This is a genomic window from Nocardioides sp. AN3, from assembly GCF_054653495.1.
Genome location: NZ_BAAIGC010000031.1, coordinates 1 through 26654, shown reverse-complemented (window position 1 = coordinate 26654; position 26654 = coordinate 1). Strand labels below are relative to the sequence as shown.

Below are 26654 nucleotides of genomic sequence, written 5' to 3'. Positions count from 1 at the left end.
TGCGTAACGCCGCCGCCAGTGGCGCCCCCGTTCCGCCCGTGCGTGATCTGATCGGGCGGCACGACGTCGAGGTGGCGTACGCCGTCCAGCGGCTCAACGTCGAGGCCCGCGTTGCAGCCGGTGCGAAGGTCGTCGGCCGCAAGATCGGGCTGACGTCCGTTGCCGTGCAGCGGCAAATCGGTGTCGACCAGCCTGACTTCGGTGTGCTGCTCGACGACATGGCGTACGCCGGCGGGGACACCGTCCCGGCGGACGCCGTGCTCCAGCCCCGTGCCGAGGCGGAGATCGCCTTCGTCCTGAGGCACGATCTGGTCGAAGGTGACCTCGACGTTGAGCAGGTGCGCTGCGCGATCGACTATGCGGTGGCTGCGATCGAGGTGTGCGGCAGCCGTGTCGCGGGCTGGGACGTCAGCTTCGGTGACACGGTGGCCGACAACGCCTCCTCGGGAGCCTACGTCCTCGGTCCCCATCGCCGCACCCTGGCGGAGTTCGACCCGATCGCCGCCGAGATGACCATGTCCATCGACGGCGAAGAGGTCTCCACCGGCTCTGGCGCGGCGTGTCTGGGCGATCCTTTGAACGCTGTGTCTTGGCTCGCCCGCGTCGCACGGAACCTGGGCGACCCGCTGCGTGCCGGCCAGGTGATCTTGTCCGGCGCCCTCGGTCCCATGTGTCCGATCGAGCCCGGCAACACCGTCAAAGCCACCGTGTCCGGCCTCGGCGCGGTCACTTTCACCCTCGGAGGAGCAGCATGAGCCAGAGGACCAAAGTCGCCATCATCGGCTCGGGCAACATCGGCACGGACCTGATGATCAAGGTGATGCGCACCAGCCAGCACTTGGAGATGGGAGCGATGGTCGGGATCGACCCCGCCTCCGACGGGCTCGCCCGGGCTGCCCGGTTCGGGTTCGCCACCACAGCTGATGGCGTCGACGGACTCATCGCGCTGCCCGGCTTCGACGAGATCGAGATCGTCTTCGACGCCACCTCCGCCAAGGCCCACGAGGCTAACGCCGCGAAACTGGCCCCGCTCGGCAAGCGGCTCATCGACCTCACGCCCGCGGCGATCGGCCCCTACGTGATCCCGGCAGTCAATTTGGAGGAGCACCTCGGCGCGTCGAACGTGAACATGGTGACCTGCGGCGGCCAGGCCACCATCCCGATCGTCGCAGCGATCAGCCGCGTCGTCCCGGTCCCCTACGCCGAGATCGTCGCCTCCATCGCCTCGAAGTCGGCCGGACCCGGCACGCGGGCCAACATCGACGAGTTCACCGAGACCACCTCGGCCGCGATCGTTGGCGTCGGTGGCGCGATGCGCGGCAAGGCGATCATCATCCTCAACCCCGCCGAACCGCCGCTGATCATGCGCGACACCGTCTTCGCTCTCGTGTCCGCACCGGACGCGGCGACCCACGACGAGATCAAGCAGAGCATCGAGAAGATGGTCGGCGACGTCGCTGCCTACGTGCCCGGCTACCGGCTCAAGCAGCAGGTGCAGATCACCGAGATCCCCGCCGACCAGCCCGTCGAGACCCTCATCCCGGAGGACTCGCCCCGGCCCACGCATCAGGTGTCGGTGTTCCTCGAGGTCGAGGGCGCCGCGCACTACCTTCCGGCGTACGCCGGCAACCTCGACATCATGACCTCGGCCGCCCTGCAGATGGCCGAGCACATCGCTGCTGCCAAGGAGGCCGCCAAGTGAGCACCCCGATCTTCGTCCAGGACGTCACCCTGCGTGACGGCATGCACGCCGTGCGGCACCGGATCACCCCGAGCGATGTCAAGCGGATCGTGACCGCACTTGACGAGGCGGGCCTGGACGCCATCGAGGTAGCTCACGGTGACGGGCTGGCCGGCGGGTCGGTCAACTACGGGCCCGGCTCCAACAGCGACTGGGAATGGATCGAGGCCGCCGCCTCGGTCCTGAAGCACGCCCGACTGACCACCCTGCTGCTGCCCGGTGTCGGCACGATCCATGACCTCAAGACCGCCTACTCCCTCGGGGTCCGCTCGGTCCGCGTCGCGACCCACTGCACCGAGGCCGACGTCTCGGCCCAGCACATCGCGACCGCCCGTGAGATCGGCATGGACGTCTCCGGCTTCCTCATGCTCTCCCACATGGCTCCCGCCGACGAGCTGGCCAAGCAGGCCAAGCTGATGGAGTCCTACGGCGCCCACTGCGTCTACATCACCGACTCCGGCGGCCGGCTCACCATGGATGACGTCGCGGCCCGCGCCCGCGCCTACCGCGACGTCCTCGACCCGGCCACCGAGATCGGCATCCACGCCCACGAGAACCTCTCCCTCTCCGTCGCGAACAGCGTGGTTGCAGTCGAGAACGGGATCTTCCGGGTCGACGCATCCCTGGCCGGGCACGGCGCCGGCGCGGGGAACTGCCCCATCGAGGCATTCATCGCTGTCGCCGACCTGGTCGGTTTCAAGCACGGCTGTGACCTGTTCAAGCTGCAGGACGCCGCCGACGACATTGTCCGTCCGCTCCAGGACCGCCCCGTCCGGGTCGATCGGGAGACTCTCACCCTCGGGTACGCAGGGGTGTACTCGTCCTTCCTGCGGCACGCCGAAAACGCCGCGACCCGGTATGACGTCGACGTTCGCGACCTGCTCATGGAGTGCGGCCGCCGGCGGCTGGTCGGCGGCCAGGAGGACATGATCATCGACATCGCTCTCAACCTCCTCGCTGACCGAGAGGGTCAGCCTGCTTGACCCGGTCTTCCGGAAGAAGGGATGAGCCGGTGGTCGTGCGATGCGCGGCCGTTCCGGATACGGGCGGAACTGCCCGATGAGGTTTCAGGCGCGAAAGCGGCCCTGACCAGCGGTAGCGCGGGTCAGGGCCATTCGCTTGACGCTGCAGGCCGATGCCGCACACCGCCTCGATTGCACCTCGGCGGCCACCATGTTGGATCGCGTTCCGGCAGCGCAGTCACCCCCTCCCCATGACGCCTCCGGCGAAGCGTTGCGGCGGACTTGGTCTCGGCAGAGCGGGTCAGATGTTCCAATCGGGCGGAGTGCTGTAGCCGCTTGAGGGGCGCTGATTGCTGTCTTGCCCGCCAGCGAACGAGGCGGCCGTGGCGTCGTCGCTCGGGCGTTGCCGCGGAGCAGCGGAGCTACCTTCGGCCTTGAGGTTGCCCAGTTCGGTGAGCCGCCTTTCAGACACCGAACCGGGGGCAGCGTGATAGATCACCAAGGTGAGCCCGTCGGCACCCTGAATTGAGAGCTTCTCCCGGTGCAGTTCCAGCTCGCCGACGAGTGGGCAGTGCATCGTGCCTGAACTGCTGCCGCCGAGGCGCACGTCGTGGCGAGCCCACAGTTGCCGGAAACGCTCGCTCTTCAACGACAGCTCGCCGACCAAGGACTGGAACCGCGGGTCGTCGATTTCGCTCCCGACATCGGCCCGCAGCTGGGCCACGACGCTCGCGGTGTTCTGCTCCCAGTCCGGGTGATAGTGGCGTGCGTCCGGATCGGTGAACAGCGCCAGCAGGCGGTTCGTTCCGGCCGCGAAGTGCGGAGAGAGCATCAGGGCAAGATCGTTCGAAGCGACGACGTCGCGGTAGCGGTTGACTACGAAAGCTGGCATGTTCACCGTTGCCAACAGCATGTAAACGCCAACCGGTACGCGCTCGCACGCCTTCACAGGGCGCTGACGTGGTCGATCCAGCACGAGCTCGGCCATGTACCGCGTCCCCTCGGCGTCTAGTTGCAATACAGTGCCGAGTGCTTCCAGGACCTGCACGGAGGGGCGGCGGTCGCGCCCCTGCTCGAGTCGTAGGTAGTATTCCTGGCTGATACCGGCAAGCATCGCGACCTCTTCACGTCGCAAGCCGGCGACGCGGCGTCGTCCTGTCGTGCGAAGACCGACATCGGCAGGCTGGACCAGCTCACGACGCGCTCGCAAGAAGTCGCCCAGTGGATTGTCGGCGGCAGATCGACTCACGTGACCACGTTAGCCGCCGGCAGCAGCGAGTGCCTGTCCCTCCGACTACCAGTAGAACCGGGGCTCTGCCTCGCAGGCGCTGGCCGAGCCAGGCTGTTGCTGTTCCCTGGTCGAAGTGACCAAGAAAGGACTCAAAGTGAGCATCATCCCCAGCGACAACTCCGGCAGCAACCTCGCGTCGAACGCCGCCACGCGGACGTGGTTCATCACCGGCATCAACAGCGGCTTCGGCCGGCAGCTGACCGAGCAGCTTCTTGCCAGGGGTCATCGTGTCGCCGGCACGGTTCGAAAGGCAGGGTCGGTCGATGACCTCATCCGGCAGTACGGTGACCGGCTGTGGGTCGGGCTGCTCGACGTCACGGACACTGCGCAGGTCCGACAGGTCGTTGACGAGGCAGTCGCCGCCCTGGGCCGCGTCGACGTCGTCGTCAACAACGCGGGCTTCGGGCTGTTCGGTGCGGCTGAGGAGGTGACGGACCAGCAGATCGCCGACATCATCAACACCAACCTGATCGGCTCCATCCAGGTCGTCCGTGCGGCCCTTCCCCACCTGCGAGCCCAAGGCGGCGGCCGCATCATCCAGATGTCGACCTATGGCGGGCAGGCCGTCAACCCGGGCGCTTCGCTATACCACGCCAGCAAGTGGGGCATCGAGGGCTTCATGGAGTCCACTGCCCTCGACGTCGCCCCATTCAACATCGGCATCACGATCGTGGAGCCGGGAGGCGCACGCACGGAGTTCCGCTTCGACAGCCTCAAGCTCGCTGAGCCGCTCACCGATTACGACGCAACTCCGGCAGCGATGGTTCGCGGCGCCAAGGACCGCAGCCGCCCTTCGCTCGGCGACCCGGCGAAGATGGCGACGCAGATCATCGCCGCCGCCGAGACCGAGCCCGCGCCGCTGCGTGTGGTGCTCGGCAGCGACGCACACCGCTTCCTCACAGCCGCGCTCAACATCCGCCTCGCTGACGTGGAGGCACAGGCCGACACGGCGTCTGAGACCGACTGGACCGATGGCCGAGCGTCGCAGTGATCGGCTGGCTTCGCCGCGATCGTGACGGGCAGATGGACGAGTGCTCGCCCGCACGACCTTCGTGGCGCCTCGGTTGCCTCGCAGCGGACGTGACGATCAATTGCCACAGCGGTCCGACCCGACGATCAATTGCCACAGCGGTCCGACCCGACGGAGAGAACAGTCGCCGAAGTCATCCCGGCGGCGAGAACTGGTCCCCTCACACCAGGCAAAGGTCGACGCTCAGAGCCAGGCGATCAATGGGCAAGGAAAGATCGAAGCTGCTCGAGCGCCATGTCCAGCTCCGCGCCGACGCGAGTGAAGTCGTCATGCGCGAGACAGCTCACCAGCGCCTTCTCCAACGCGATCATCATCGCTGCGCAGCGGAGTCTGGTGACCGAAGCATCGAATGCGGTCGGCCCCACCCGATGCTCTTCCGCGACCATCAGGACGCTGATCCACTGCTCTTGCTGCCGCAAGTGTCTGATCCGCAGCGCCGGGTCTGCCTGATTGAGTCGCATGACGACCGCCATGGTGTCCGGCTTGCTTGTGATCGCGTCGGCGACGGAGTCGAACGCTGCCCGCAAGGCGTCGAGAGCGGACTCGCTGGCCGGTCGGCCACGCAGCGTCTCGGCGATGCTCGCGCCGAACGCCTCGATGGGTTCCAGAACGGCATCTTCCTTGGCCGGGAAGTAGCGGAAGAACGTGCGTTCTGAGACGCCGACGCTTGCGGCGATCGCACTCACGGTTGTGGCTTCGAACCCGACGTCGAGGAAGGAGCGCAGCGCGGCGTCAGCGAGCTCACTCCTGATGGCCTGCCGCATACGTGCTCGAACGCCTGGTCTCGATTTGGGCGGTTCCTGCATGCCTCACCATAGCATCAGGTGACAGGCAATGCCTTTCTGTCATAGGCTGACAGAAAGTTAGTCACCGACTTGAGAGGGATCCATGACCGAGCAGCTCACCGTTGGTGAATTCACCGTGACTGTCCTGCGCGACGGCGAGGCGCACCTTCCGCCGTCCGCCTATCCAGGCGCCGACTTCGCGAACTACCCCGGCCTGCTGGACGAGACCGGCACGTTCCCTATCCGGATCGGTGCTCACCTCGTTCAGGGACCGTCGGGCACGTTCTTGGTCGACGCAGGTGGGGGCGAGCTGTCGATGCCATTCCCTGCTGAGCTGGCCGCGGGCGACGGCCTCAGCAACCCGCCGGCGCTCCTGATCCGATCCGGGGCGTTACCGGCGGCGCTCGCCGAGGTCGGTGTCAGTCCTGACGAGATCGACCTCGTGCTTGTGACGCACCTGCATCTCGACCACGTCGGATGGCTCATGAAGGATGGGCAACCGTTCTTCGCCAACGCGATCGCCTACTACGGCGCCGATGACTGGGCGGAGCTCGTCAGCGGCGTCGATGCGAACGATCCGGCCCGTTCCCTCCTCGAGGAGGCCCAGGCGGCCGGCGTACTTCGCACCTACGGCGAGCTCGATGCCTCCGACCTTCCGGCCGGGGTCGCGATCATGCCTGTGCCCGGTCACACACCCGGTCACGTCGTCGTGTCACTGGAATCGAGGGGAGAGAAACTGTGGTTCACCGGGGATCTCATCGAGCATCCGGGACAGCTCGTAGACCGCGACATCCACTTCATGACTGATGTGGATCGTCAGGTCGCCACGGACGCACGCGCCGAGCTGCTCGCACAGGCCAAGTCAGGAGGGGTCGTCATCGCTCCAGCGCATCTGAACAGCCCGTCCTTTCGCAGGATCGCCGTAGACGACACGTGGGTCGACGCCATGACCGACGAGCCGCAGGGCTGAAGGCGCCTGCTGGGGACTCTCGCGCAGCCTCCTCGAATTCGCACTTGTGCCGCGCTCTGAGTCCCGGCGGTCGTGCTACGGGACCCGATCGTGTCGGGGATGCAGGCTGGACGTTCCCCGTCCTCGAGCTGAACGGGGTAGCGGGGCGAAGTCGTCGATCCGACTGATGCGACTCCCGCCGCATGCATCGACGCGAGCGCGCCCCCGTTGGGAAGCCAGAGCCACGAGGAACGCGATGGGTGGGATCCGACCCAGCGACCGAGAGATCAAGCCACTTCCGAGGGCGCCGGAGCCGGGGCATCGACGTGTCCCGCGTATGGGGTTCGCGGGATCGCAAGGGTCAGGACGGCGGTCAGGATGAATCCGGCGCCCAGCGTCGCAAACGCATGGACGTAGCCTGTCTCGGGTGCGATCTGGCCCGGCGCGACCGCCGCTGTGACGATGCTGGCCGTGACGGCGGTGCCGATGGATCCACCGATGACACGGATGTTGGTCATCATGCCGCTCGCGACCCCGGTCTGATCGGGCGGGACAGAGAATACGGTCAACGTCGACAGGCAGATGAAGACGATGCCGACCCCGAGACCCAGCAAGGTGTTTCCGAGGTAGATCTGCCACTTCGCCGCATGCAGCAGTGCGATCAGGAGCACGCCGGATCCGGAGGCGAGCGAGCCGCCCATGATGACCGCCTTCGCCCCGAACCGGCGCACCAGGGCCCCGGACACCACGATGACGGCGAACATGCCGACTGGGTACGGCAGTTGCATCAGTCCCGCCTCCGTCATCGACACGCCGAAGCCGTAGCCGGTCGACCGCGGTGCTTGCACGAGCTGGGGTACGAACGCATTCGTGGCGAACATGCAGAAGCCCGTGGTGAGAGCGATGAGATTGACGCTCCACACCGCGGGCATCCGCATCATCGCCATGTCGATGAGCGGGGACTCCGCGCGGTGCTCGACAACGACCCAGGCGAGTGCGAGCAACGCGGCGCCTGCGAGCATCCCGACGATGCCTTCCGACGTCCATCCGTGGTCGCCGCCCTCGCTCAGCGCAAGCAGTAGGCATATCAGCCAGCCCGACAGCAGCAGTGCCGGTAGGGCGCTGACGCGCCCCGGTCGGCGCACGGGTGACTCCGGCACCAACAGGCGGGCAGCGACTGCCGCGGCGGATGACACGATCCCGGGCAACCAGAACAGCCAGTGGAAGCCCAGCAGACTGACGATGGGGCCGCCGAGCACGATGCCCGCCGCCGCGCCGATCGCCGAAAGTGACGTGGCGAACGACACCCGGCTGACGACCCTGTCGGGAGGGAACTCGTCGCGGATGATGCCGAATGTCAGCGGCACCACTGCTCCACCGGCGCCTTGGATCACGCGAGCCACGATCAGCACGCCGATGTGGGTCGCGAACCCGGCCAGAAACGAGCCCAAGGCCATCGCTGCCAGGCCGGAGACGAGGATCCTCTGCTTGCCCGCCCGGTCTCCGAGTCGTCCGAGGATGGGGGTTGCGACGGCCGCCGAGACCAGATATGCCGTCACGACCCAGGTCACACTGGCTTGGTCAGTGTGGAACTCCGATTGGATCGTGGGGAGCACCGGGATGAAGAGGGACTGCTGCACCGAGTACGAGCTCACGGCCACCGCGAGCACCATGAACGTGACGCGGTAGCGCGAGGCACTCGCGCGCGCCATCAGAGCGTGTCCGCGCCCGACATGGCAGCCCCGTCCGCGGTGACGACCTCGACTCCTGGCCCCCGCGCCGTGAGGTAGTGCTCGAGGTCGCGTTCGATCTCGGCGGGCACCACCGGTGGCTCGTACCGCTTGACGACGGCGCCCTGGGGGTCGACCAGGAACTTCGTGAAGTTCCAGCGCACGTCGCCCGGTCGCGCGTCCGGAACGATCCGGGAAACCGCGTCGTAGAAGTCCCCGTACTGCGGGCCGAAATCTCCCGGCGCCGTTGAGCGCAGGAACTGGTAGAGGGGGATGGAGTCTGGCCCATTCACCTGAGCCCGGGCGAACACCGGGAACGTGATGTCGTAGACGGTCCGACAGAACCCCTGGATCTCCTGGTCCGTGCCGGGCTCCTGTCCGCGGAACTGATTGCACGGAATCCCGATGACTTCGAGTCCATCACGGCGCCGTCGGCGGTAGAGCGCCTCCAAGCCCTCGAACTGCGGAGTCAGTCCGCACTTGCTGGCGGTGTTGACGATCAGCAAGAACCTGCCGGCGTAGTCGGCGAGTGACACGAAGGTGCCGTCCGCCGCTTGGATCTCGAACTCGTGAACGCTGGTCAATGCTGTGGTTCCTCTTGTCTCGCCACGCGGGCTGAACGACATGGTCGGGCCATCACGGGACAGCAACGTGATGCGACACCGTCCTGGCGGTGCTCCACGTCACGTCGGTTAGAAGGGACGGACAGGCGGTTCACCGGATGGAGCCGTGGCAGGAGCGTGCGCGCAGTGGCTGTCGACCGCCCAGGCAGGCTCCGACCCGGCGGAGGTGGAGCCCGCCCCAGGTGACTCAGTGAGCAATCACCAGTTGACGTCTTCGAGGACGAGGCGTCGCAGGGTGCGGGGGTTGTGGTCGATACGGCCCGTGCGGGCGTGCTGGACCGTCAGGTTGTTGAACAGGACAAGGTCACCGTTGGTCCAGGCGTGTTCGTAGGTGTTGTCGTCGTTGTAGAGGGCGGCGAAGAGGGTCTGCAGGAGTTCCTCTCCCTCATCGGAGTCAGGCCCGTACTCGACGATGTGCGAGGTGTTGAACTCGTTGACGAACAGTGCCTTCTTGCCGTTGTGAGGATAGGTGATCACCACGGGGTGCGTGTAGGACTCGATGCCGGACGTGTCGGCGCCTTCGGGGTAGTCACGCAGGCGCATCCGGATCTGCTCCGGCTCCTTGGAGTTCTTGTCGAACATGTTGTAGCCGTGCAGGTTCTCGATCCTGTCCTTGACGGCCTGGGGGAGCTGCTCGTAGGCGCGCACGCTGTTGGCGAAAGCCGTCGGGGGAGACGTGGGCGAGACGTCCTGAGCGTAGAGGCTCGTGCCCCAGGCGATCTTCTCCCGGTAGGCACCGTCGTTGTGAAACAGCAGCCGGCGGTCGCCGGCGAGGCTGGGGTTGTCCTGGAGGACGTTGGAGAGGTATTCGACCTGCGTACCCCAGCGGAACGTGTGCAGCCGGCCGAGGGACTTCACAAAGCGGTCGTGCTCCTCGTCGGTGAGGTTCTGGCCGCGCAGCAGCAAGAAGCCGCCTTCGTCGAAGGCCTGGCGCAGGTCGGCCAGCTCCTCCTCGGTGAAGGGGTTGGAGAGGTCGAGGTCCTGGACCTCGAGCCCGACGTAGCCGGTGACCGGGACAGTCTTCACGGTGTCTTCCTTTCTTCCTCGCCGGTCGAAGCCTCCGGGCGAGGGTGGCCGATGGTCGTCGAACCACATGGAGTGGCCTCGATCACCAATACTTACAGGATAACTGTGCATCTCCGACCGTTGAGATGCAACCCCGTCTCGTCGGCCTACGGCGCCGATCCCTGATCTGGCGGCCGCGATGCGCCCGCATTGACGATCACGCGATTGATCTCTACTGTGAGGGACATTACATGCGCACAGTATGAAGGTTTAGACTGTTGCTCGCCAGCGGACCGGGTCGACCGGTCCACGCCGTGCCACATCCACCGAGGGGCTCGCGTCTATCCGCCCCGATCGAACGCAGGAGTTGTTGTCGGATGTCTCCCGAGCAGGAACACGTCCTCGTCGATCTGGGCGTCAACGGGCAGAGGCGTCGAATCGACGTCGAGCCCCGGGAGCTTCTGGTACATGTGCTTCGCGACCGACTCGGCCTGACGGGGACGCACATCGGGTGTGAAACGAGCTCCTGCGGTGCGTGCACGGTGCTCATGGATGGGCGCTCAGTGAAGTCATGCACGGTGTTGGCCGTGCAGGCCCATGGGCACGAGGTGACGACGATCGAGGGCATTGCCGCCGATGGCGGTCTGCACCCTGTGCAACAGGCGTTCCGGCAGCATCACGGTCTGCAGTGCGGCTTCTGCACACCAGGCATGGTCATGGCCTCGATCTCCCTCATCGAGGAGGGCCGAGCGCGCGACGAAGCATCGGTGCGTGCAGGTCTGAAGGGCAATCTCTGTCGATGCACGGGCTACAACAACATCGTGAAGGCGGTGCTTGCTGCGGCGCAGTCTGCTGCTAACCCCGCTGGTGCCTCGGGCGACGAGGTCCTGATCCCAGTATCGGAGGGCTGATGACTCCCGCAGCCTTCGTCTATCGTCGGGCCTCGTCCGTCTCCGAGGCCATCAAGTTCTTGGTCGACTTCGGCGACGAGGCCAAGGCGCTGGCTGGTGGGCACTCCCTGCTGCCGATCATGAAGCTTCGGATGTCCACTCCGGCTGTGGTCATCGACCTCGACTCCATTCGGGGGCTGGACTACATCCGACGCGAAGGTGGCGACATCGCGATCGGGGCGCTGGCGCGGCATGCCGATCTGGAAGACTCCGATCTGCTCGCTGCCGGGGTCCCGCTCCTGAAGCGCACGGCGGCCTCGGTCGGGGACCCGCAGATTCGTCATCGCGGAACCCTCGGAGGTTCGGTTGCCCACGGCGACCCCGCCGCAGACCTTCCAGCAGCTCTGATGGCGCTGGGAGCGACACTTGTCGCCGAAGGCCCGAGCGGTCGGCGCAGCATCTCGATCGACGACTTCTACCGAGGCTTCCTCCAGACGGTCCTGGCGCCCGACGAGCTTCTCGTCGAGGTGCGGGTGCCGTGGGTAGGGCAGCGCGGCTGGAGCTTTCAGAAGTTCCGCAGGCGGTCGCTCGACTGGGCGATCGTCGGTGTGGCTCACCAGGTGTTCGAGACTGGCGCGGGGATCGGGCTGGTCAACATGGGGCAAACGACAGTGCGCGCCCGTGCCGCCGAGAAGGCGTTGCGCGACGGAGCCGCACCCCAGGCGGTCGCAGCACTGGCAGACGCTGACACAGCCCCGGCGACTGACGGCACTGCCACATCGGCGTATCGCCGAGATCTTGCCAGAGTCCTCCTGCACAGAGCTCTCGTGGAAGCGAAAGGTGCGCGATGACGACCGATGTGGCCACGGATCATCGGGGGACCAATCCTGAGGCCCCCTCCGGCGTCGGCGCGCGCCAGCTCCGACTGGAGGATCAGGCGCTGCTGACGGGTACCGATCACTTCACCTCCGATCTCCGCCCCCCGGGATGTCTGCACGCGGTGTATGTGCGGTCTCCGTTGGCGCACGCCAAGATCGTCTCCATCGAGACAGACGAGGCCGCGATGGCCCCGGGGGTCGTGGCGATCTTCACGGCGGACGACCTCGACGTCAGCCCGGTGTTCATGCCGAACTTCGGCCAGATGCTGCCCGACGCCGTCCATCGTCGGCCGTTGGCCGGGTCGAAGGTCCGGTTCGTCGGCGACATCGTCGCCGTCGTGGTCGCCGAGACGCTGATGCAGGCCACGGACGCGGCAGAGCTGGTCCTCGTCGACTACGACCCCCTCCCTGCCGTCGCGGACATCGACTCCGCGCTGGCAGAGGGCGCGCCGCTCCTCTTCCCCGAGCTCGGGTCCAACGTCGTCGTGGCCATTCCCTACGAGGCAGGCTCCCGTGTGGAGAGTGCGGTTCGGATCGAGTGCCGAACGACGAACCCGCGGATGGCGGTGGCACCCATGGAGGGCCTAGCCTGTCTCGCGGAGCCTGCTGCCGGTGGCGCGCTGAAGCTCACCGTCTCAACTCAGATGCCGCACGCGTTCCGCGATCTGACCGCGTCGATCCTGGGCATGAACCCTGACGACCTGCATGTGGTGAGTCCCGCCGTCGGAGGGGGGTTCGGAGGCAAGACCCCCGCCGAGCCCGACTACGTACTCGTGGCGGCTATCGCCCGATACCTCGGCGAGCCGGTGTCCTGGACACAGACACGCACGGAGAACCTGCTGACGATGCAGGCCCGGGGCCACGTCTTCGACGTCGTCCTCGAGGCAACCGACGATGGTGTCGTGAAGAGCCTCCAAGTGCTGGCGACCTCCGACCTCGGTGCCTACCCGGGCACCGGTATCGGCATGGCGATGACGGCGCGCACCCTGGCGACCGGTGTCTACGACATCCCGCATGTCACGTACGACATCCGCGGCGTCGTGACCAACACCTCCCCAGTCGGTCCCTTCCGCGGAGCTGGTCGTCCGGAGGCCATCCAATGGATCGAGCGCGCCATGGACCACCTCGCCGCCCGCCTCGACCTCGACCCCGTCGAGGTTCGCAGACGGAACCTGATCAAGCCCGAACAGTTCCCCTACGTCAATGCGACGGGGCAGGAGTACGACTCGGGCAACTATGCGAAGGCACTCGATGAGGCCCTTCGACTGGCGGACTACGACAGTCTCCGACAGGAGCAGCGGAGTCGACACGAGAAGGGCGACGACCTGCTCCTCGGCATCGGCGTCAGCGTCTATGTGGAGAACTCGGCAGCGTTCCCTGACTTCCAGGCGGAGTATGCGTCGCTGGAGGTCGACGACGACGGGCAGGTCACCGTGGTCGCGGGCACCTCCGCACACGGCCAGGGGCACTGGACGACCTACGCGCAGATCGTGAGCAGCACACTGGGTGTCCCAGTCGAGTCGATCAACTTCGTGCAGAGCGACACGGTTCGGGTCAGGCAAGGTGCGGGGACCGGTGGATCCCGTTCGGCGCAGGTCGGAGGCAGCGCCGTGCGTCGCGCCGCCGACGAGGTTCTCGAGCAGGCACGTGCGGTGGCCGCCGGGGTCCTCGAGGCATCCACCGCTGACATCGAGGTGGTCCCGGGTGAAGGCCTTGGAGTGCGAGCGGTGCCAGGGCAGGTCTTGAGCTGGAGCCAGTTGGCCGTCGCCGTCCGTGACGACCGCGTCCGCTCGCCGAAGCTGGCTCCGCGGTTGTTCGCGGACCCAGGATTCAACCAGGGAAGCGGCACCGCACCCTTCGGCGCCCACGTCGTGGTCGTCGAGGTCGACCGAAAGACGGGGTTGGCGACGGTTCGGCGCGTGGTGGCGGTCGACGACTGCGGCGTCGTGATCAACCCACTCCTGGCGGAGGGCCAGGTTCACGGTGGGCTGGCGGCAGGGATCGGGCAGGCGTTGTTCGAGACCAGCTCGTTCGACGAGGCAGGCAACCCCCTGACCGTGACCTTCGCCGACTACGGGATGCCCAGCGCAGCGGATCTCCCGTCGTACGACACGGCGCACACCGTGACGCCCACGACTCGCAACCCGCTGGGTGCCAAGGGGCTGGGTGAAGCCGGCACCACTGGTTCCCTCGCCGCGACACACAGCGCGGTGACTGACGCGCTGGCCCACCTCGGGCTCCGGGGCCTTGACCTGCCTCTGACCCCTCTGCGCGTGTGGGAAGCCCTTCAGACCGTCAAATGACGACGCTCCGACACGATGCACCTTTCCGAAAGGACCGCTATGCAGCTCAGCCATTCGTTCGACGTCCCACGTGCCGCTGACTCGGTGTACAACTCGCTCCTGGACCTCGAACTGGTCACCAGCTGCATGCCTGGCGCGACGTTGACGTCGCTCGACGGTGACACCTTCGAAGGCACGATGAAGTTGAAGCTCGGGCCGATCGTGATGACGTACCAGGGAACGGCAGAGTACGTCGAGAAGGATCCCGTCGGGCATCGCCTGGTGCTCGCGGCGTCAGGGCGAGACTCACGCGGGAACGGCACGGCTGCCACTCGCATCGCGGCGCGTCTCGAGGCTGTCGGTCCGTCGCTGACGCGTGTGCTGGTCGACAGCGATCTTGACATCACCGGCAAGCCCGCACAGTTCGGCCGCGGGCTCATCAAGGACGTCGGCGACAAGCTTCTGGGTCAGTTCGCCGGCGCGCTCGCGGAGCGACTCTCCGTCGCGGAGGAGCGGGCGGAGACCCGGGCGGAGACCCGGGCGTCGACCATCCACGCGGCCGCCGATGTCCGACCGCAGTCCGTGGACTCGATCTCGCTGACCTCTCTCGTGGGCCCGGTCGTCGTTAAGCGGTTGCTTCCTGCGGTTGGCGCGCTGCTCCTCCTCGTCTGGATCGGGTCGCGCGGAATCCGCCGCCGTTGACGAAGAGGGGCGAGGGCGATCGTCACGCGGACGGGCAACCGTGAGGAGAGTGGAGTGAGCATGACCGAGAAGGCGAAGAGCGTCTCGTTGGTGGCCGTGGGCGATGTCGCCATCAATCGGGACGATCCCCAGTCGGCACTGGCGCTTGCACGGCCGATCTTCGAGACCGCGGACGTCACGTTCGCCAACTGCGAGTCGACCTACGCAAGGAACTGGTCTGCCAATCCCGCGGCGCGCGGAGTGGTGCGCTCGGATCCCGAGCAACTCGGCGGGCTGTCTTGGGCAGGGGTGGATGTCGTCTCGTTCGCGAACAATCACCATCTAGACGCAGGTTACGAGGGCTTCTTCGAGACGCTCGAGCACCTGGCAGGCCACGACATCGCGGTGTGCGGCGCAGGGAAGGATCTCGCTGCTGCCCGCACCCCCGCCATCGTCGAGCGCGGTGGCGTGAAGATCGCGTTCTTGGCGTATTCGTCGATCCTGTGGCCGGGGTACGAGGCCGGTCAGGGCAAAGCCGGGTGCGCGCCGATCTTCGTCGACACCCATTACGAGATGGAGGAGCCGGAGCAGCCCGGGTGCGACGCCAAGGTGACGACCCGCGTCCGCGCCGGCACCCTGACGATGCTACGGGAAGACGTGGCGACAGCTCGCCGCGAGGCGGACGTCGTCGTCGTCAGCGCCCACTGGGGGATCCACTTCAAGCCCGTGGTGCTCGCCGACTACGAGTCGGAGTTCGGTCGGGCGGCAATCGATGCGGGCGCCGACCTCGTGCTCGGCACGCACCAACACATCCTCAAGGCGGTCGAGGTCTACCGGGGAAAGGTCATCTTCCACGGCACCGGCAACTTCGTGATGGATGTCGACCTCGCCCCGTACAGGGACAGCGCGGGCGTCAAGAAGATGCGCGAGCACTTCGGGGAGTTCGGCCTCCAGTACTACCCGGACTACCCGATCTATCCGTTCCATCCGGATGCGCGGAACACCGTGATCGTGCGAGCCGAGATCGAGGACGGCCGAGTCGGCAAGGTGTCGATGGTGCCCTGCCTCATCAATGGCGACGGACAGCCAGAGCCGCTGGACGGGGACGACCCACGCTTCAAGACGGTGTGCGACTACCAGATCGATGTGACCCGGAAGGCCGGGTTCGACACCGGTCTCCTCGTGCGCAACGGGGAGCTCGTGGTCGACCTGGCGTGATGCGGGTCCGACCGCCCATCGTCCGAGGAAGGAATCTTCATGACAGACAGGCTCGCAGGCATTGCAGCATCGATCGTCGACCGTTACCACCTCGACAGGATCCCGTTCGGACGCGAAGAACGGTCGACGGCCGATCTCCTCAGCTTGACGGGCAAGGTCGCGGTCGTGACGGGTGGCGGCGGCTCGGGACTGGGCAATCGCACCGCACACCGGCTCGCAGAGCAAGGTGCCAGTGTCGCGATCTTGGACATCTTCGCCGAGACGGCGGCGCTCGCAGCCAAGGAGGTCGCGGAGCGGTGGAAGGTCCCCACGCTTCCGGTCACGGTCGATGTCGGCGACCCCGAGAGCGTCGCCGCCGGCGTGCAGGCGGTCCTCGCCGAGTGGGGTCGGATCGACATCCTCGTCAACAATGCGGGCGGCTCGGGGTCGATCAAGACGGGTGGCGAGAAGGTCAGTCACCACGGCACATTCCTGGACCTCGCTTTGGACGACCTCTATGGCGTTGTGCAGGTCAACTTCCTCGGTGTCATGCACATGTGCCGGGCGGTGCTCCCGTCGATGATCGGCCGGGGCTCCGGGCGGATCGTCAACGTCTCCTCAGAGGGTGGCAAAATCAGCGTTGACGACCTGGCCGTATACAACGCGTCGAAGTCGGCCGTGATCGGATTCACCCGCAACCTCGCTCGCGACGTCGGAGGACTCGGGATCGGCGTGGTCGGGGTGTGTCCCGGCATCATGGTCTCAGATCGCACCATCGCGACACTGTCGACCGGCGACAACGGAAGCGCGAGCCTCGACTCGAGCTTCCCCCGGGTCACGATCGGCCGGCTCTCCTTGGCGGACGAGGTGGCGAGCGTCATCTCGTTCCTCGCCTCTGATGCTGGCTCGTACGTGAACGGGACATCGGTCAGCGTCGGCGGTGGACTCGCCGACTGATCTACGTGCGAGCGGCCTGTGCGCGGCTCGCCGACACGTCCACCGAGCGGCGTCGTGGGGGCTGATCGGCACGCGGGCGGCGTGATGGACATCGACCCCGGCTTGTCACACTCCGATCTCCGACATAGCATGACTATGCTTATTATAATAGGAGGATTTGCCCATGTCGTTTCCCACGGGACTGCTCGACGGTGTGCGCGTCATCGACCTGACCAAGGCGACCTCGGGGCCGTTCGGAACTCAGATCCTGGCCGACCTGGGGGCCGAGGTGCTCAAGATCGAGGAGCCGCCCACAGGCACGCACGCTCGGGACGTGATCGACGCGCAGAACCGCATCGACGACATGGACTCGTACTTCCTCTGCGTCAACCGCAGCAAGCGCAGCGTGGCCATCAAGCTAGGCGACCCTGTGGGCCTTGAGCTCCTTTACGCTCTCGTCGCCAAAGCCGACGTCGTCGTCAACAACTTCCGTCCCGGCGTGGCCAAGAAGCTGGGAGTGGACTACGAGGCGCTCACCAAGGTCAACGCCAAGATCATCCTCTGCGAGCTCAGCGCCTTCGGAGCCACCGGCGACTACCGCTTCAGGGCTGGTTTCGACATCTCTGTCCAGGGCCAGTCGGGCGTCACCCAGTTCTGCCAGATCAAGGACGAGGATGGTCTGCCGCAGGCGGCACCGATTCCCATGGCAGACCTCGTGGGAGGCATGTACGTCGCGGTCGCCGTGCCGGCCGCGCTGCATCACCGCGAGACCACCGGCCGGGGCTGCAGGATCGACATCGGCATGAACGACTCGCTCATGACCTGGATGGCCGGCTTCGGCGTCCAGATCCTCAACTTCCCAGGAACGCTCAAGATGGACAAAGCGCCGCGCTTCTGGGGCACCTATGCGACCGCCGACAAGCCGCTCACCATCGCGGCAACGAGACGCTCGCAGTTCGAGCGCTTCTGCAAGGTTCTCGGCCACCCTGAGTGGCTCAGCGACGCGCGCTTCGCCGACCCGAAGGCTCGTGAGGCGAACTTCGACACCCTGAGCGCCATGGCCACGGAGATCCTCCGCTCCAAGACCGCCGCCGAGTGGATCGATCTCTTCGATCAGGCAGGTCTCGCCTACTCCGAGGTCCTCACTCCGGAGGAGGCCTTCGCGCACCCGCAGACGGCTGCTCGCCAGATGATCGTCGAAGTTCCGGCGCACAACGGCGAATCCCTCAAGCTGCTGGGCAACCCGATCAAGGTCGACGGCATCCAGCAGTCGTACGTCGCGCCGCCGCATCCGGGCATGCACACGAGGGAGGTGCTCGCCAGCACGCTCGAGCTGCCGCAGCACCAGCTCGATGAACTGCAGAAGGCCGGCGTGGTCCACCTCGGCAACTGAGTCGGACGCCGCAGCTGCCATGAACTCCTAGAAGAAGGTGACGTCGTCATGATCGAGCTCAACCCTGAGCAAAAGGACCTGCAGCGAACGGTGCGCGAGCTGGTCAGGAACAAGATCACCCCGCTGCTGGACAGCCTTCCTGAGGCGCCGCTGCCAGAGCAGGTCGGTCGAGAGGTCCTGAGGATGCTGGAGCCGTTCGGCGTGCTCAGCGCCCGGGTCCCCGAGGAGGACGGTGGCTCGGGGCTCGGAAACGTCAACCTGGGCCTGATCTACGAGGAGCTTCCGCCAGAGATCTCCATGGACGTGAGCGCGAACGACATCATCGCGATGCGCCTGTGCATGGGGGGATCCGAGGATCTGAAGAGGAAGTATCTCCCCGGATTGGCCAGCGGTGAGCTGATGGCCGGTTCCTGCATCTCGGAGCCGGACGCCGGCTCCGACGTCACGAGCATCGCCACCAGGGCCGAGAAGGTCGACGGCGGCTATCGGATCACAGGTCAGAAAGTGTGGAGCAGCCATGCCGCGGTCGCGGATGTGCTGCTCGTTGCCGCGAGTGTCGGCACCGACGAGCGCGGCCGCAGCATCGTGGGCCGTTTCATCCTCGACCCGCACGAGACCAAGGGCTTCGAAGCGCGGGACCTCGACATGATGGGGCTCAAGCGTCACCACCTGGGGGAGGTCACCCTCGACAACGCGTTCGTGCCGGACGACAACCTCTGCGGGGAGCCCGGCGACGGCGTCGCCGCGCTGACCAGGTCCTGGCTGAGCGCCCGCTGCATGATCGCGATCATGTCGGTGCACCTCATGCAGCGGGCACTGGACGCAAGCATCGAGTACGCCAAGACTCGCGAGCAGTTCGGCAAGCCGATCGGCTCGTTCCAGCTGGTCCAGAAGGCGATCGTCGAGATGCAGACGCTGACCGATACCAGCCGGTACCTCGCGTACCGGGCGCTGAAGATGCTCGACGACGGGGAGTTCCCGCGTCTGGAGTCTTCTCAGGCGAAGTACTACGCCACCGAGGCTGCGGTGAAGGTGACGAACATGGCGATCGAGGTGCACGGGGCCATGGGCCTGTCGTGCGAGCTTCCATTGGAGAAGTGGCTTCGCGACGCTCGCATGCTCTGGGTGCCGGATGGCACCGGCTACATCCAGCGCCTGATGGCGGGGCGCGAGATCCTGGGGCTGAACGCCATCCGGTGAAGGAGGGTCGGCATCCGACGTGCCGACAAGGACGACGCAGGGCTCGGACCCATACGCGTCCGGGTCAGTGCTGACCGCGCGACTTTGCGAAGTCAGCGGTGGCAGCGAATCCGCCCGTCTCGATCATCTGCGTGGTCCAGGCGAGGTAGTCATAGCGCAGGGCCTGCTCCAGAGTGAGGTCCGGACCGGCGTTCGCGACCACCTTGCCGAACCTCACCCCGATGGGGTCCCGCCTGGCGATCTCGCGGCCGAGGGAGAGTGCGGTGTCGAGGAGGTCCTCCGGCGCGACCACGCGGTTGGCGAGCCCGACGCGGTGAGCCTCGTGTCCGTCCAGCACCCTGCCGGTCCAGATCATCTCCTTGGCGACAGAGGGTCCCACGATGCGGCTGAGCCTGCTCGTCGCGCCCGCGCCGCCGACATGCCCGACGTTGGTCAGGTGGAGGTCGCTGATCTGCGCCGTTGTCGAGGCGATGCGCATGTCGCAGCTCATGGCGAGCTCGACGCCGCCGCCGGTGCACACGCCGTCGACGGCGGCGATCACTGGCTTCGGATAGGTCTCGAGGCGGTGCCAGAGTTGACGGATGCCCTGAGCACCGAGGTGATCGCCGTCGAAGACGCCGGCGACATCGCGCGCCAGGTCGAACTCGCGCTCCCCAGTCCCCGCGGAGCCGCGGGCCGCGCCCTCGTGGACGTCGGCTCCAGCGCAGAAGCACGGCCGCCCATCAGCCCGGGGACCGCCCGTGATGACGAGGACCCGCGTCCCCTCATCATGTTCGAATCTGTCGATTGCGTCCTTGAATTCACCGATCATCGCTCGGTTGAGCGCATTGAGCCGACGCGGCCTGGTCATCGTGAGAAGGGCGATTCGATCGATGTGCTCGACTTGCAGCACATCCTCGGCGGCGTCGTTCATCGGACCTCTCTGGATCGTCTTAGTGCCTCGAAGAGGCGCTTCCGTGGCCGGGGCAAGCCCGGTTCGACCTCGGGCTTTGCCCCGGAGCAAGGGGGGGTGTGGATCAACGAGCGGGGTAGTACCTTTCAAGGCCCTTGCGCTCGGCGTTCAGGTTGCAGGCTTCGAACCAGATGCCGATCTTGCTGGCGAAGAAGGCGGCGCGGGACTCAGCGGATGTGTCACCACCGGTGCGGAACCACTCACACGTAGCGAGACGCTCCCCCTCCTGCGGAATCGTCGGGGCGCCGGCCCAGTAGCCCATGTGGTGGAAGATGGTGCCCTCGGCCGGTTCGTTGGGAGTCCCGGGGGCAGACTCGAAGAGCTCGAAAGCGACGGGGCCGTCGGTGGCGAAGGCCAGCCGCGTGTCGATCACATACGGTTTCCCGTCGCCGTCAGTGGCGTCGCCGACGAAGTGCTTGATAGGGGTCCAGCTCCGCAGCTTGAGGGTCTCGCTGAACTTCTCGATGCCCTCTTCGAGGCTCGGGACGGCGAAGGCAATGTGCCAGATCACTTGAAGGCCTCCAGGTTGGGGTAGAAGTGCTCGAGCCCGGCGCGCTCGGTCAGCACGTGGCAGGACTCGAGGATGATGCCGTAAGGGCCCTCGCTCAGCATGATGCGCCGTAGTCCGTTCTTCGGGTCGTCGCGGTAGTAGATGCAGGGGTAGCCCAGGGCGGTGAGACGCTCGTCCTCGGCGACCAGGTCGTCCGACCAGTATCCGAGGTGGTGGAACGCGGATTGCCCGCGGCGCACGTTCGGGGTGCCCGGGTTGGCTTGCAGGAGCTCGATGGCGAGCGGGAAGTCGGAGGAGAACGCGATCTGCGAGGTGATCCGGTAGGTGGTGTCGCCCGGACCGTACACCTCGCTGTCGACGTCATGGGTCGGGAGCCAGCTCAGACCGATGCCGGCACTGAGCTCGGCCTTAGCCTCCTCGACGTCGTCGACGATGAAGCCGGCGTGCCATATCTGGCGCGGTTGGTCATTTAGTCTAGTCATGGTAGACATAGTATGCGTGGCCTCGCTCACAGTGTCTAGAGCTGGCGTTCGCTCGTGGGGCTTCGGGGCCAGGTTGGTCCGGCCGACGAAGGGAGATGGCGATGACGATGACGATGGCGCGCTCGGTCGTGCTCACAGGGCCGCGGCAGGTGGAAGTCCGTGAGGTGCCGCTTCCGCAGATCGGCGACGACGACGGGCTGCTGGAGATCGAGTCGAATGGTCTGTGTGGCTCTGATGTCGAGTTCTACGACGGGGGCCTTCCGGGCTATCCCAGCCCGATGGCGCTCGGGCACGAGGCCGTGGGGAGGGTCCTGGAGATCGGGCCCTCGGCAGCCCGGCGCTGGGGTGTCGGGCCGGGCGACCGGGTCGTGGTCAACTCCGCGATTCGATGCGGCGCTTGTACGGACTGCGCGGCAAACCGTGACTGCCGATCGAGGTCTTATGGAACCCTTTCGCCGAACGAGCGGCCAGGGCTGTGGGGCGGGATGGCCACGCATCTGTACCTGGCCCCGGGGGCGGACATCCTGCGACTGGGCACCGATGTCCCTGTCGCGGCCGCAGCCTTCCACAACCCGCTCGCGAACGGGTTCGAGTGGGCTGTCCGTGCCGGAGGTGCTGCAAAGGGCAGCGACGTCGTCGTCGTGGGTGCCGGGCCGCGGGGAATGGCCTGCGTGATCGCGGCGGTCTCCGTCGGGGCGCGGGTGACCCTTGCGGGGTTGGAGCGCGACACTGAGCGGCTGACGTTGGCGAGGGACATGGGTGCGGACCGAGGACTGGCTCTCGAGGGTCGCGAGCCGAGCGAGATCCGCGACGCGCTCGGTCGGGAGGTCGACGTGGTCATCGACACGACGCCCCATTCGGTCCTACCGATCGCGCAGGGCATCAGGGCCGTTCGGCCGGGTGGCCGACTGGTGCTTGCAGGAATCAAGGGGGCCGGCAAGGAGCTTCCTGTCGAGGCCGACACCATCAGCCTGCGCCGCCTCAGTCTCGTCGGGCCAGTCAGCAAGACCCGAGCGTCACTGCAGCAGTCGGTCGACCTGCTCAACACGCAGTGCCCTGCACTCGACCTGCTGACCACCGCCTCGTTCGGGCTTGATCACGTCCCGGAGGCAATGGCGACGATCGTCTCGGACGCGGTCGATCGTCCGATTCATGTCCGCATCGAGCCATAGCTCGCGCAGCCTGCGTGACAGGCGCGGCGCCCGCGCGCTGGTGGTCTCCTCGGCGCCTTCGATCCGAGGGCAAGGCTGAGCCAACGACAAGGATCGGAGGCCTATTGACCAGGACTTCGGCAGATATTCACGGTGACCCGTATCTGGATGAACAACTTCCCAACTGGGATGTCGCCCCTCCGAGCTCCCGAAAGGCGCGTTGACATGGACTGCTCTAGACACGCTGGCAAGGTCGTGCTGGTGACGGGAGCGGCGAGCGGGATCGGCCGTGCCGCCGCGATCCGTTTCGCCCGGGAGGGGGCTCGGGTCATCGGTTGTAACCGCACGGAAGAGACGCGCATCCGGGCCGCGCAGGACTTCGCGGAGCTCGAGTTGGACATCGAGATGGTGCGGGCTGACATCACGCGTCAGGACGACGTGGATGCCCTGGTCGACCGGGTGGGGCCACGGATCGACGTACTCGCCAACGTCGCCGGCGCCATGGATGGCTATCGACCGCTCGGCGACCTCGACGATGACACGTGGACGCGTGTCGTTGACGTCAACCTCACAGGTGTCATGCGAATGTGCCGGGCTGTCCTGCCCCTGATGCTCGAAGCCGGCGCCGGTGCGATCGTCACCGTCGGCTCTCGGGCCTCGCTGGGTGCTGGGCCCGCCGGCCTGGCCTATGCGACCACCAAGCATGGGCTGCTTGGCATGGTGAAGAGCATCGCCTATTACTACGGCCCTCAAGGTATCCGCTCGAATGCCGCCCTTCCTGGGGGTGTGCACTCGGAGATGCACAAGTCCTCCCCGCGCTCGGGGTGGGCGTTCGAGCGTGCCCAGCTAGCCAAGGCGACGATGCCAGAGAAGGGAGAGGCCGATCAGGTCGCCGCACTCATCTCGTGGCTCTCGTGCGACGAAGCGGCCTATGTGAACGGCGCGGCGGTGACGGCTGACGGAGGGTGGTCGGCCGCTTGAGTCTCTGACACGGTGTCTGTGCGCGTCAGATGACACGCCGCCCCGGCAGCCGATCTCGCGCTGGTGTCGCCCGAGCGGACGTCCCCCGGTCTCCACCACGGGAGCGCGGTCCACTCGCTCCGTCAGCGTGGTGATCAGCGCTGCAGGAGGGAACGCGAGATCAACAGGCGGTGGATCTCGTTGGTGCCTTCGACCAGTTGGAACACCTTGGCGTCGCGATAGGCACGACCTACGCGGAACTCGGGCGAGACGCCGTATGCTCCGTGGATCTGGACCGCTTCGGTAGCGACACGCTGGGCCACGTCGCTGGCGTACATCTTGGCCATGCTGGCCTCGGTGCGTCCACGCTCGCCGCGGTCCATGGCTGCGGCGCAGTCTCGGACCAGAAGGCGTGCGGCTTGGATCTCCGTAGCCATCTGTGCCAGCTTGGCCTGGATGAGCTGGTGTTCGGCGATCGGGGTGCCGGCGATGACGCGCTCTTGAGCGTAGGCGATGGAATCCTCGAGGCATCCCTGGGCCATGCCGACCGCGCGGGCCGCGACAGACAGGCGGCCCCGTTCGACAGCGCCCATGGCGATCTTGTAACCGTCGCCCTCTTCGCCCAGCAGTGCCTCGGGCCCGACGTGCACGTCTGCCAGAACCACCTCGCCGCTGACAAGGGGGCGAAAGCCGAGCTTGTTCTTGAATGGATGCGTCGAGAGTCCCGGCGTATCGAGCGGGATCACGAAGGCGCTGACGCCAGCGCGCCCCATGCTACGGTCCCGTGTCGCGAAGGTGACGATGAAGCTGGCGCGATCGATGTTGGTGATCCACGTCTTGGCGCCGTTGATGATGAACGAGTCGCCCACCCGCCGGTAGGAAGTCTCCATCGCGGCCACGTTGCTGCCTGACTGCGGCTCGGTCACGCCGGCGCTGCCGAAGATCTCGCCGCTGGCCAGAGGCGTCAACCAACGCTTCTGCTGCTCGGCCGTGCCGTGCTTGAGCAGGCCCGATCCGACGAGCGCTGACGGCATGCTCATCAGCACGCCGAGGCAGTGATCGACCGTCGACATGGCTTCGATCGTCGCTGCGTACGTGGCGTGGTCCAGCTCGGCGCCACCGAGATCGGCGGGGATGGTCCCGCCGAAGAGGCCGAGGTTGCGCATACTGGCGAGGATGTCGGCGGGAATCGTCTCGGCCGCGTCATACTCGGCGACCCGCGGGGCCACCTCCCTCCGCGCGAAGGTGGAGACCACGTCGACCAGGGCGGCGGAATCGTCAGGGGAGAAGGTCATTGTTCGTCCTTTCGTGGCGCCGGGCGACGCCGGGGACCTGAGCGGTGAGGCGACGCGCTGACTGCTGAATATTACAACCATGATCATAGATGCGCTAGACGCAGTGACGCTTGTCGGCGCTCACGCGGAGCTGAGAGTCCCGAGCGGTTCGGGCCTCCGTCGAAGCGATCCGTCGCGGCAGTCGGCGGTCCGCCACGATGAGGAGGAGGACAACCAGGCTGACGATCAACAGTGCGGAGGCAATGTGGTGGAGTCCAGCGTCACTGGGCCCGTGCTGGAAGGCGAGTGCGATCAAGCTTCCGGAGGCGATCGCACCGATGTACCCCGATGTCCGCAGCAAGCCGGCGGCAATGCCGGTCTCCTGTGCAGCGGCCTGGTCGAAGACTGCTGCCTGGTTGCCCACCGTCGACAGTCCGACCGCGATCCCTGCAATGGTCGTCAGGAGGACGATGACCGCCAAAGGTGTCCCCTGGCCCGTCAGGCGAAGTGCCAGAGCAAGCCCGGTGCTGACGATTGCGCTGATCGCCAGCGGCGCCCTGACCAGGTTGCTCTTGCCGACAGGCGCGCTCACGAGGGCGCCTGCGGCGCTCATCGGGACGATCAGGAGACCGGTCAAGGTGGCAGCGAGACCGCGGGTCTCCTGCAGCCATTGTGTCAGGCCGTACATGAAGCAGTAGGCGACGAGCATGCCGCCGGCGGCCCTGGCATATGTCGCCGCAAGGCTCCGGTTGGCGAACATACTGCGCAGGTCGATGAACGGGCGGCATGCTCGGAGCTCCCGCCAGCTGAAGGCGGTCCCCGACACCAGGGCGACGACCAGCCATGCCCATCGGGTCTCGTGCAAGCCGGACGAGAGCACGAGCGTCGCCGCCAACATGGCGCCGAAGAGTGCGATCCCGGCAACGTCGAGGTCAGAGAGCAGCTGCCGAGATGTCCGCTCGGGTCCCGGGGGGTCTGGCGGCGTCCAAAGCCAGATCATCACCAGGACGACGGCGGCAATGGGAACATTGACCCAGAAGGTCGCGCGCCAGCCGGCGAGGCTGACGAGCACGCCGCCCAGCGGGAGACCGACAAGTGCGGTCACCTGACTGGCGATCACGAGTGAGCTGAGAGCGCCGCCTGCTGCCGCGCCCGTCGTATCGGCACGGCGTCGGATCAGCATCATCGAACTCGGGAAGCCCGCCGAGGTGCCCACGCCGAGCAGGACGCGCGCGATGATCAGCGTGGCAAGGTTAGTCGCGAGCGCGCCGACGGTGCCGGCCGCGGCGACGAGAGCCACTCCGGCCAAGAGGGTCCTCCGAGGACCGAAGACCTCGCCGAACCGACCCATGGCCGGTTGGGCTATCGCACTCGCCACGTAGAGCACCGTGACTAGCAGGGTCACGCGGCCCAGCGGGACGCCGAGTGCCGCCGCGATTGGCACCAGTGCGGTCGCGACGATGGAGCTGTTGATCGGGTTCAGTGTCGACCCCAGCATCAGCGGTACGTTGAAGCGCAGGTCGAAGGCTTCCGCGGCTGCGACGTCTGCGCGTGCGCATCGACCCAGGGTCAGCGGCGTCATGGGGACTACGCTAGCCAAATACTCAGGAAACCTGTAGATCCTTCCTGAGTGACGCCCATGACACCGGGGACAGCGCCGAGGTGATCGACGGACGAAGCCGCAGGCCAGCGCGGCTGACCTGCGGCTTTCGATCTGTTATCCGCTGGAGGCGGCCCGGATGTCCCTGTTC

The 26654-nt window shown here is 66.5% G+C and carries 25 protein-coding genes and 1 pseudogene; 16 read left to right on the top strand and 10 right to left on the bottom strand.

Annotated features, from left to right (window positions below):
- The first annotated feature begins 38 nt into the window (after window positions 1-38).
- The 3 genes from ACYQ1K_RS23260 to dmpG are packed head-to-tail and all read left to right on the top strand — an operon-like array spanning window position 39 to window position 2724.
- Complete coding sequence (locus ACYQ1K_RS23260; RefSeq protein WP_459985728.1) at window positions 39-755, top strand: 2-keto-4-pentenoate hydratase; 717 nt, start codon at window positions 39-41, stop codon at window positions 753-755.
- Window positions 752-1702, top strand: coding sequence for an acetaldehyde dehydrogenase (acetylating) (locus tag ACYQ1K_RS23255; protein ID WP_459985726.1), 951 nt, complete (start codon window positions 752-754; stop codon window positions 1700-1702). The genes ACYQ1K_RS23260 and ACYQ1K_RS23255 overlap by 4 nt, the downstream gene beginning before the upstream one ends.
- Window positions 1699-2724 carry a 4-hydroxy-2-oxovalerate aldolase gene (gene dmpG / locus ACYQ1K_RS23250; protein WP_459985725.1) on the top strand — a complete coding sequence of 342 codons (1026 nt, stop codon included), beginning with the start codon at window positions 1699-1701 and terminating at the stop codon, window positions 2722-2724. The genes ACYQ1K_RS23255 and dmpG overlap by 4 nt, the downstream gene beginning before the upstream one ends.
- Window positions 2725-3004: 280 nt before the next feature.
- Here dmpG and ACYQ1K_RS23245 read toward each other — a convergent pair whose 3' ends face one another.
- A complete protein-coding gene (locus ACYQ1K_RS23245) occupies window positions 3005-3952 on the bottom strand; it encodes a helix-turn-helix domain-containing protein (RefSeq protein ID WP_459985724.1) in 948 nt (315 codons plus the stop codon).
- A gap of 136 nt (window positions 3953-4088) precedes the next feature.
- On the opposite strand from ACYQ1K_RS23245, the gene ACYQ1K_RS23240 reads away from it, so the two are divergent.
- Window positions 4089-4985, top strand: a complete 897-nt coding sequence (locus ACYQ1K_RS23240) for an SDR family oxidoreductase (protein WP_459985723.1) — start codon at window positions 4089-4091, stop codon at window positions 4983-4985.
- 236 nt (window positions 4986-5221) lie between these two features.
- Here ACYQ1K_RS23240 and ACYQ1K_RS23235 read toward each other — a convergent pair whose 3' ends face one another.
- Window positions 5222-5830 (bottom strand): TetR/AcrR family transcriptional regulator, encoded by a 609-nt coding sequence (locus ACYQ1K_RS23235; RefSeq protein ID WP_459985722.1) that lies wholly within the window; start codon window positions 5828-5830, stop codon window positions 5222-5224.
- Between the two features lie 82 nt (window positions 5831-5912).
- On the opposite strand from ACYQ1K_RS23235, the gene ACYQ1K_RS23230 reads away from it, so the two are divergent.
- A complete protein-coding gene (locus ACYQ1K_RS23230) occupies window positions 5913-6779 on the top strand; it encodes an MBL fold metallo-hydrolase (RefSeq protein ID WP_459985721.1) in 867 nt (288 codons plus the stop codon).
- Between the two features lie 266 nt (window positions 6780-7045).
- Here the strand turns inward: ACYQ1K_RS23230 and ACYQ1K_RS23225 are convergent, their stop codons facing one another.
- The 3 genes from ACYQ1K_RS23225 to ACYQ1K_RS23215 all read right to left on the bottom strand — a co-directional run bounded on the left by ACYQ1K_RS23225 (window position 7046) and on the right by ACYQ1K_RS23215 (window position 10137).
- Complete coding sequence (locus ACYQ1K_RS23225; RefSeq protein ID WP_459985720.1) at window positions 7046-8470, bottom strand: MFS transporter; 1425 nt, start codon at window positions 8468-8470, stop codon at window positions 7046-7048.
- A complete protein-coding gene (locus ACYQ1K_RS23220; RefSeq protein ID WP_459985719.1) occupies window positions 8470-9072 on the bottom strand; it encodes a glutathione peroxidase in 603 nt (200 codons plus the stop codon). Before ACYQ1K_RS23220 ends, ACYQ1K_RS23225 begins: the two co-directional genes overlap by 1 nt.
- A gap of 237 nt (window positions 9073-9309) precedes the next feature.
- On the bottom strand, window positions 9310-10137 hold the full coding sequence (locus ACYQ1K_RS23215) for a TauD/TfdA dioxygenase family protein (RefSeq protein ID WP_459985717.1): 828 nt from the start codon (window positions 10135-10137) through the stop codon (window positions 9310-9312).
- A 356-nt stretch (window positions 10138-10493) separates the two neighbouring features.
- Between ACYQ1K_RS23215 and ACYQ1K_RS23210 the strand changes: the two are divergent.
- The 9 genes and pseudogenes from ACYQ1K_RS23210 to ACYQ1K_RS23170 all read left to right on the top strand — a co-directional run.
- Window positions 10494-10631, top strand: a pseudogene (locus tag ACYQ1K_RS23210) (hypothetical protein); the annotation flags it as partial.
- A gap of 93 nt (window positions 10632-10724) precedes the next feature.
- The gene (locus tag ACYQ1K_RS23205; RefSeq protein WP_459985761.1) at window positions 10725-11027 is read left to right on the top strand and encodes a (2Fe-2S)-binding protein; all 303 of its coding nucleotides are present in this window, start codon (window positions 10725-10727) and stop codon (window positions 11025-11027) included.
- Window positions 11027-11857 (top strand): FAD binding domain-containing protein, encoded by an 831-nt coding sequence (locus tag ACYQ1K_RS23200; protein WP_459985716.1) that lies wholly within the window; start codon window positions 11027-11029, stop codon window positions 11855-11857. The genes ACYQ1K_RS23205 and ACYQ1K_RS23200 overlap by 1 nt, the downstream gene beginning before the upstream one ends.
- Window positions 11854-14187, top strand: a complete 2334-nt coding sequence (locus ACYQ1K_RS23195) for a xanthine dehydrogenase family protein molybdopterin-binding subunit (protein ID WP_459985714.1) — start codon at window positions 11854-11856, stop codon at window positions 14185-14187. The genes ACYQ1K_RS23200 and ACYQ1K_RS23195 overlap by 4 nt, the downstream gene beginning before the upstream one ends.
- 39 nt (window positions 14188-14226) lie before the next feature.
- Window positions 14227-14868: an SRPBCC family protein gene (locus ACYQ1K_RS23190; protein WP_459985713.1), complete on the top strand. Its 642-nt coding sequence runs from the start codon at window positions 14227-14229 to the stop codon at window positions 14866-14868.
- A 60-nt stretch (window positions 14869-14928) separates the two neighbouring features.
- On the top strand, window positions 14929-16065 hold the full coding sequence (locus ACYQ1K_RS23185; RefSeq protein WP_459985760.1) for a CapA family protein: 1137 nt from the start codon (window positions 14929-14931) through the stop codon (window positions 16063-16065).
- 39 nt (window positions 16066-16104) lie between these two features.
- A complete protein-coding gene (locus ACYQ1K_RS23180) occupies window positions 16105-17001 on the top strand; it encodes an SDR family NAD(P)-dependent oxidoreductase (RefSeq protein WP_459985711.1) in 897 nt (298 codons plus the stop codon).
- 163 nt (window positions 17002-17164) lie between these two features.
- Window positions 17165-18373: a CaiB/BaiF CoA transferase family protein gene (locus ACYQ1K_RS23175; protein ID WP_459985709.1), complete on the top strand. Its 1209-nt coding sequence runs from the start codon at window positions 17165-17167 to the stop codon at window positions 18371-18373.
- Between the two features lie 48 nt (window positions 18374-18421).
- On the top strand, window positions 18422-19573 hold the full coding sequence (locus ACYQ1K_RS23170; RefSeq protein ID WP_459985708.1) for an acyl-CoA dehydrogenase family protein: 1152 nt from the start codon (window positions 18422-18424) through the stop codon (window positions 19571-19573).
- Window positions 19574-19637: 64 nt separating this feature from the next.
- Here the strand turns inward: ACYQ1K_RS23170 and ACYQ1K_RS23165 are convergent, their stop codons facing one another.
- From ACYQ1K_RS23165 to ACYQ1K_RS23155, 3 genes are all read right to left on the bottom strand, one after another.
- On the bottom strand, window positions 19638-20486 hold the full coding sequence (locus tag ACYQ1K_RS23165) for an enoyl-CoA hydratase/isomerase family protein (RefSeq protein WP_459985707.1): 849 nt from the start codon (window positions 20484-20486) through the stop codon (window positions 19638-19640).
- A gap of 103 nt (window positions 20487-20589) precedes the next feature.
- On the bottom strand, window positions 20590-21036 hold the full coding sequence (locus ACYQ1K_RS23160) for a VOC family protein (protein WP_459985706.1): 447 nt from the start codon (window positions 21034-21036) through the stop codon (window positions 20590-20592).
- Window positions 21033-21518, bottom strand: a complete 486-nt coding sequence (locus ACYQ1K_RS23155) for a VOC family protein (RefSeq protein WP_459985705.1) — start codon at window positions 21516-21518, stop codon at window positions 21033-21035. The genes ACYQ1K_RS23160 and ACYQ1K_RS23155 overlap by 4 nt, the downstream gene beginning before the upstream one ends.
- A gap of 101 nt (window positions 21519-21619) precedes the next feature.
- Between ACYQ1K_RS23155 and ACYQ1K_RS23150 the strand changes: the two genes are divergently transcribed.
- Both ACYQ1K_RS23150 and ACYQ1K_RS23145 read left to right on the top strand, forming a co-directional pair.
- Complete coding sequence (locus tag ACYQ1K_RS23150) at window positions 21620-22690, top strand: zinc-dependent alcohol dehydrogenase (RefSeq protein ID WP_459985704.1); 1071 nt, start codon at window positions 21620-21622, stop codon at window positions 22688-22690.
- 204 nt (window positions 22691-22894) lie between these two features.
- Window positions 22895-23650, top strand: coding sequence for an SDR family NAD(P)-dependent oxidoreductase (locus ACYQ1K_RS23145; RefSeq protein WP_459985703.1), 756 nt, complete (start codon window positions 22895-22897; stop codon window positions 23648-23650).
- Between the two features lie 134 nt (window positions 23651-23784).
- Here ACYQ1K_RS23145 and ACYQ1K_RS23140 read toward each other — a convergent pair whose 3' ends face one another.
- Both ACYQ1K_RS23140 and ACYQ1K_RS23135 read right to left on the bottom strand, forming a co-directional pair.
- Window positions 23785-24924 (bottom strand): acyl-CoA dehydrogenase family protein, encoded by a 1140-nt coding sequence (locus ACYQ1K_RS23140; RefSeq protein ID WP_459985702.1) that lies wholly within the window; start codon window positions 24922-24924, stop codon window positions 23785-23787.
- Window positions 24925-25018: 94 nt separating this feature from the next.
- Window positions 25019-26485 (bottom strand): MFS transporter, encoded by a 1467-nt coding sequence (locus ACYQ1K_RS23135; RefSeq protein WP_459985701.1) that lies wholly within the window; start codon window positions 26483-26485, stop codon window positions 25019-25021.
- Window positions 26486-26654: the final 169 nt, after the last annotated feature.

What these genes read in the sequence shown, in the direction of transcription:
- ACYQ1K_RS23255 (WP_459985726.1), top strand. Translation starts at nt 752, where the DNA reads ATGAGCCAGAGGACCAAAGTCGCCATCATCGGCTCGGGCAACATCGGC.
- ACYQ1K_RS23235 (WP_459985722.1), bottom strand. Translation starts at nt 5,830, where the DNA reads ATGCAGGAACCGCCCAAATCGAGACCAGGCGTTCGAGCACGTATGCGG.
- ACYQ1K_RS23230 (WP_459985721.1), top strand. Translation starts at nt 5,913, where the DNA reads ATGACCGAGCAGCTCACCGTTGGTGAATTCACCGTGACTGTCCTGCGC.
- ACYQ1K_RS23225 (WP_459985720.1), bottom strand. Translation starts at nt 8,470, where the DNA reads ATGGCGCGCGCGAGTGCCTCGCGCTACCGCGTCACGTTCATGGTGCTC.
- ACYQ1K_RS23200 (WP_459985716.1), top strand. Translation starts at nt 11,027, where the DNA reads ATGACTCCCGCAGCCTTCGTCTATCGTCGGGCCTCGTCCGTCTCCGAG.
- ACYQ1K_RS23195 (WP_459985714.1), top strand. Translation starts at nt 11,854, where the DNA reads ATGACGACCGATGTGGCCACGGATCATCGGGGGACCAATCCTGAGGCC.
- ACYQ1K_RS23190 (WP_459985713.1), top strand. Translation starts at nt 14,227, where the DNA reads ATGCAGCTCAGCCATTCGTTCGACGTCCCACGTGCCGCTGACTCGGTG.
- ACYQ1K_RS23185 (WP_459985760.1), top strand. Translation starts at nt 14,929, where the DNA reads ATGACCGAGAAGGCGAAGAGCGTCTCGTTGGTGGCCGTGGGCGATGTC.
- ACYQ1K_RS23180 (WP_459985711.1), top strand. Translation starts at nt 16,105, where the DNA reads ATGACAGACAGGCTCGCAGGCATTGCAGCATCGATCGTCGACCGTTAC.
- ACYQ1K_RS23175 (WP_459985709.1), top strand. Translation starts at nt 17,165, where the DNA reads ATGTCGTTTCCCACGGGACTGCTCGACGGTGTGCGCGTCATCGACCTG.
- ACYQ1K_RS23170 (WP_459985708.1), top strand. Translation starts at nt 18,422, where the DNA reads ATGATCGAGCTCAACCCTGAGCAAAAGGACCTGCAGCGAACGGTGCGC.
- ACYQ1K_RS23165 (WP_459985707.1), bottom strand. Translation starts at nt 20,486, where the DNA reads ATGAACGACGCCGCCGAGGATGTGCTGCAAGTCGAGCACATCGATCGA.
- ACYQ1K_RS23155 (WP_459985705.1), bottom strand. Translation starts at nt 21,518, where the DNA reads ATGACTAGACTAAATGACCAACCGCGCCAGATATGGCACGCCGGCTTC.
- ACYQ1K_RS23150 (WP_459985704.1), top strand. Translation starts at nt 21,620, where the DNA reads ATGACGATGACGATGGCGCGCTCGGTCGTGCTCACAGGGCCGCGGCAG.
- ACYQ1K_RS23145 (WP_459985703.1), top strand. Translation starts at nt 22,895, where the DNA reads ATGGACTGCTCTAGACACGCTGGCAAGGTCGTGCTGGTGACGGGAGCG.
- ACYQ1K_RS23140 (WP_459985702.1), bottom strand. Translation starts at nt 24,924, where the DNA reads ATGACCTTCTCCCCTGACGATTCCGCCGCCCTGGTCGACGTGGTCTCC.
- ACYQ1K_RS23135 (WP_459985701.1), bottom strand. Translation starts at nt 26,485, where the DNA reads ATGACGCCGCTGACCCTGGGTCGATGCGCACGCGCAGACGTCGCAGCC.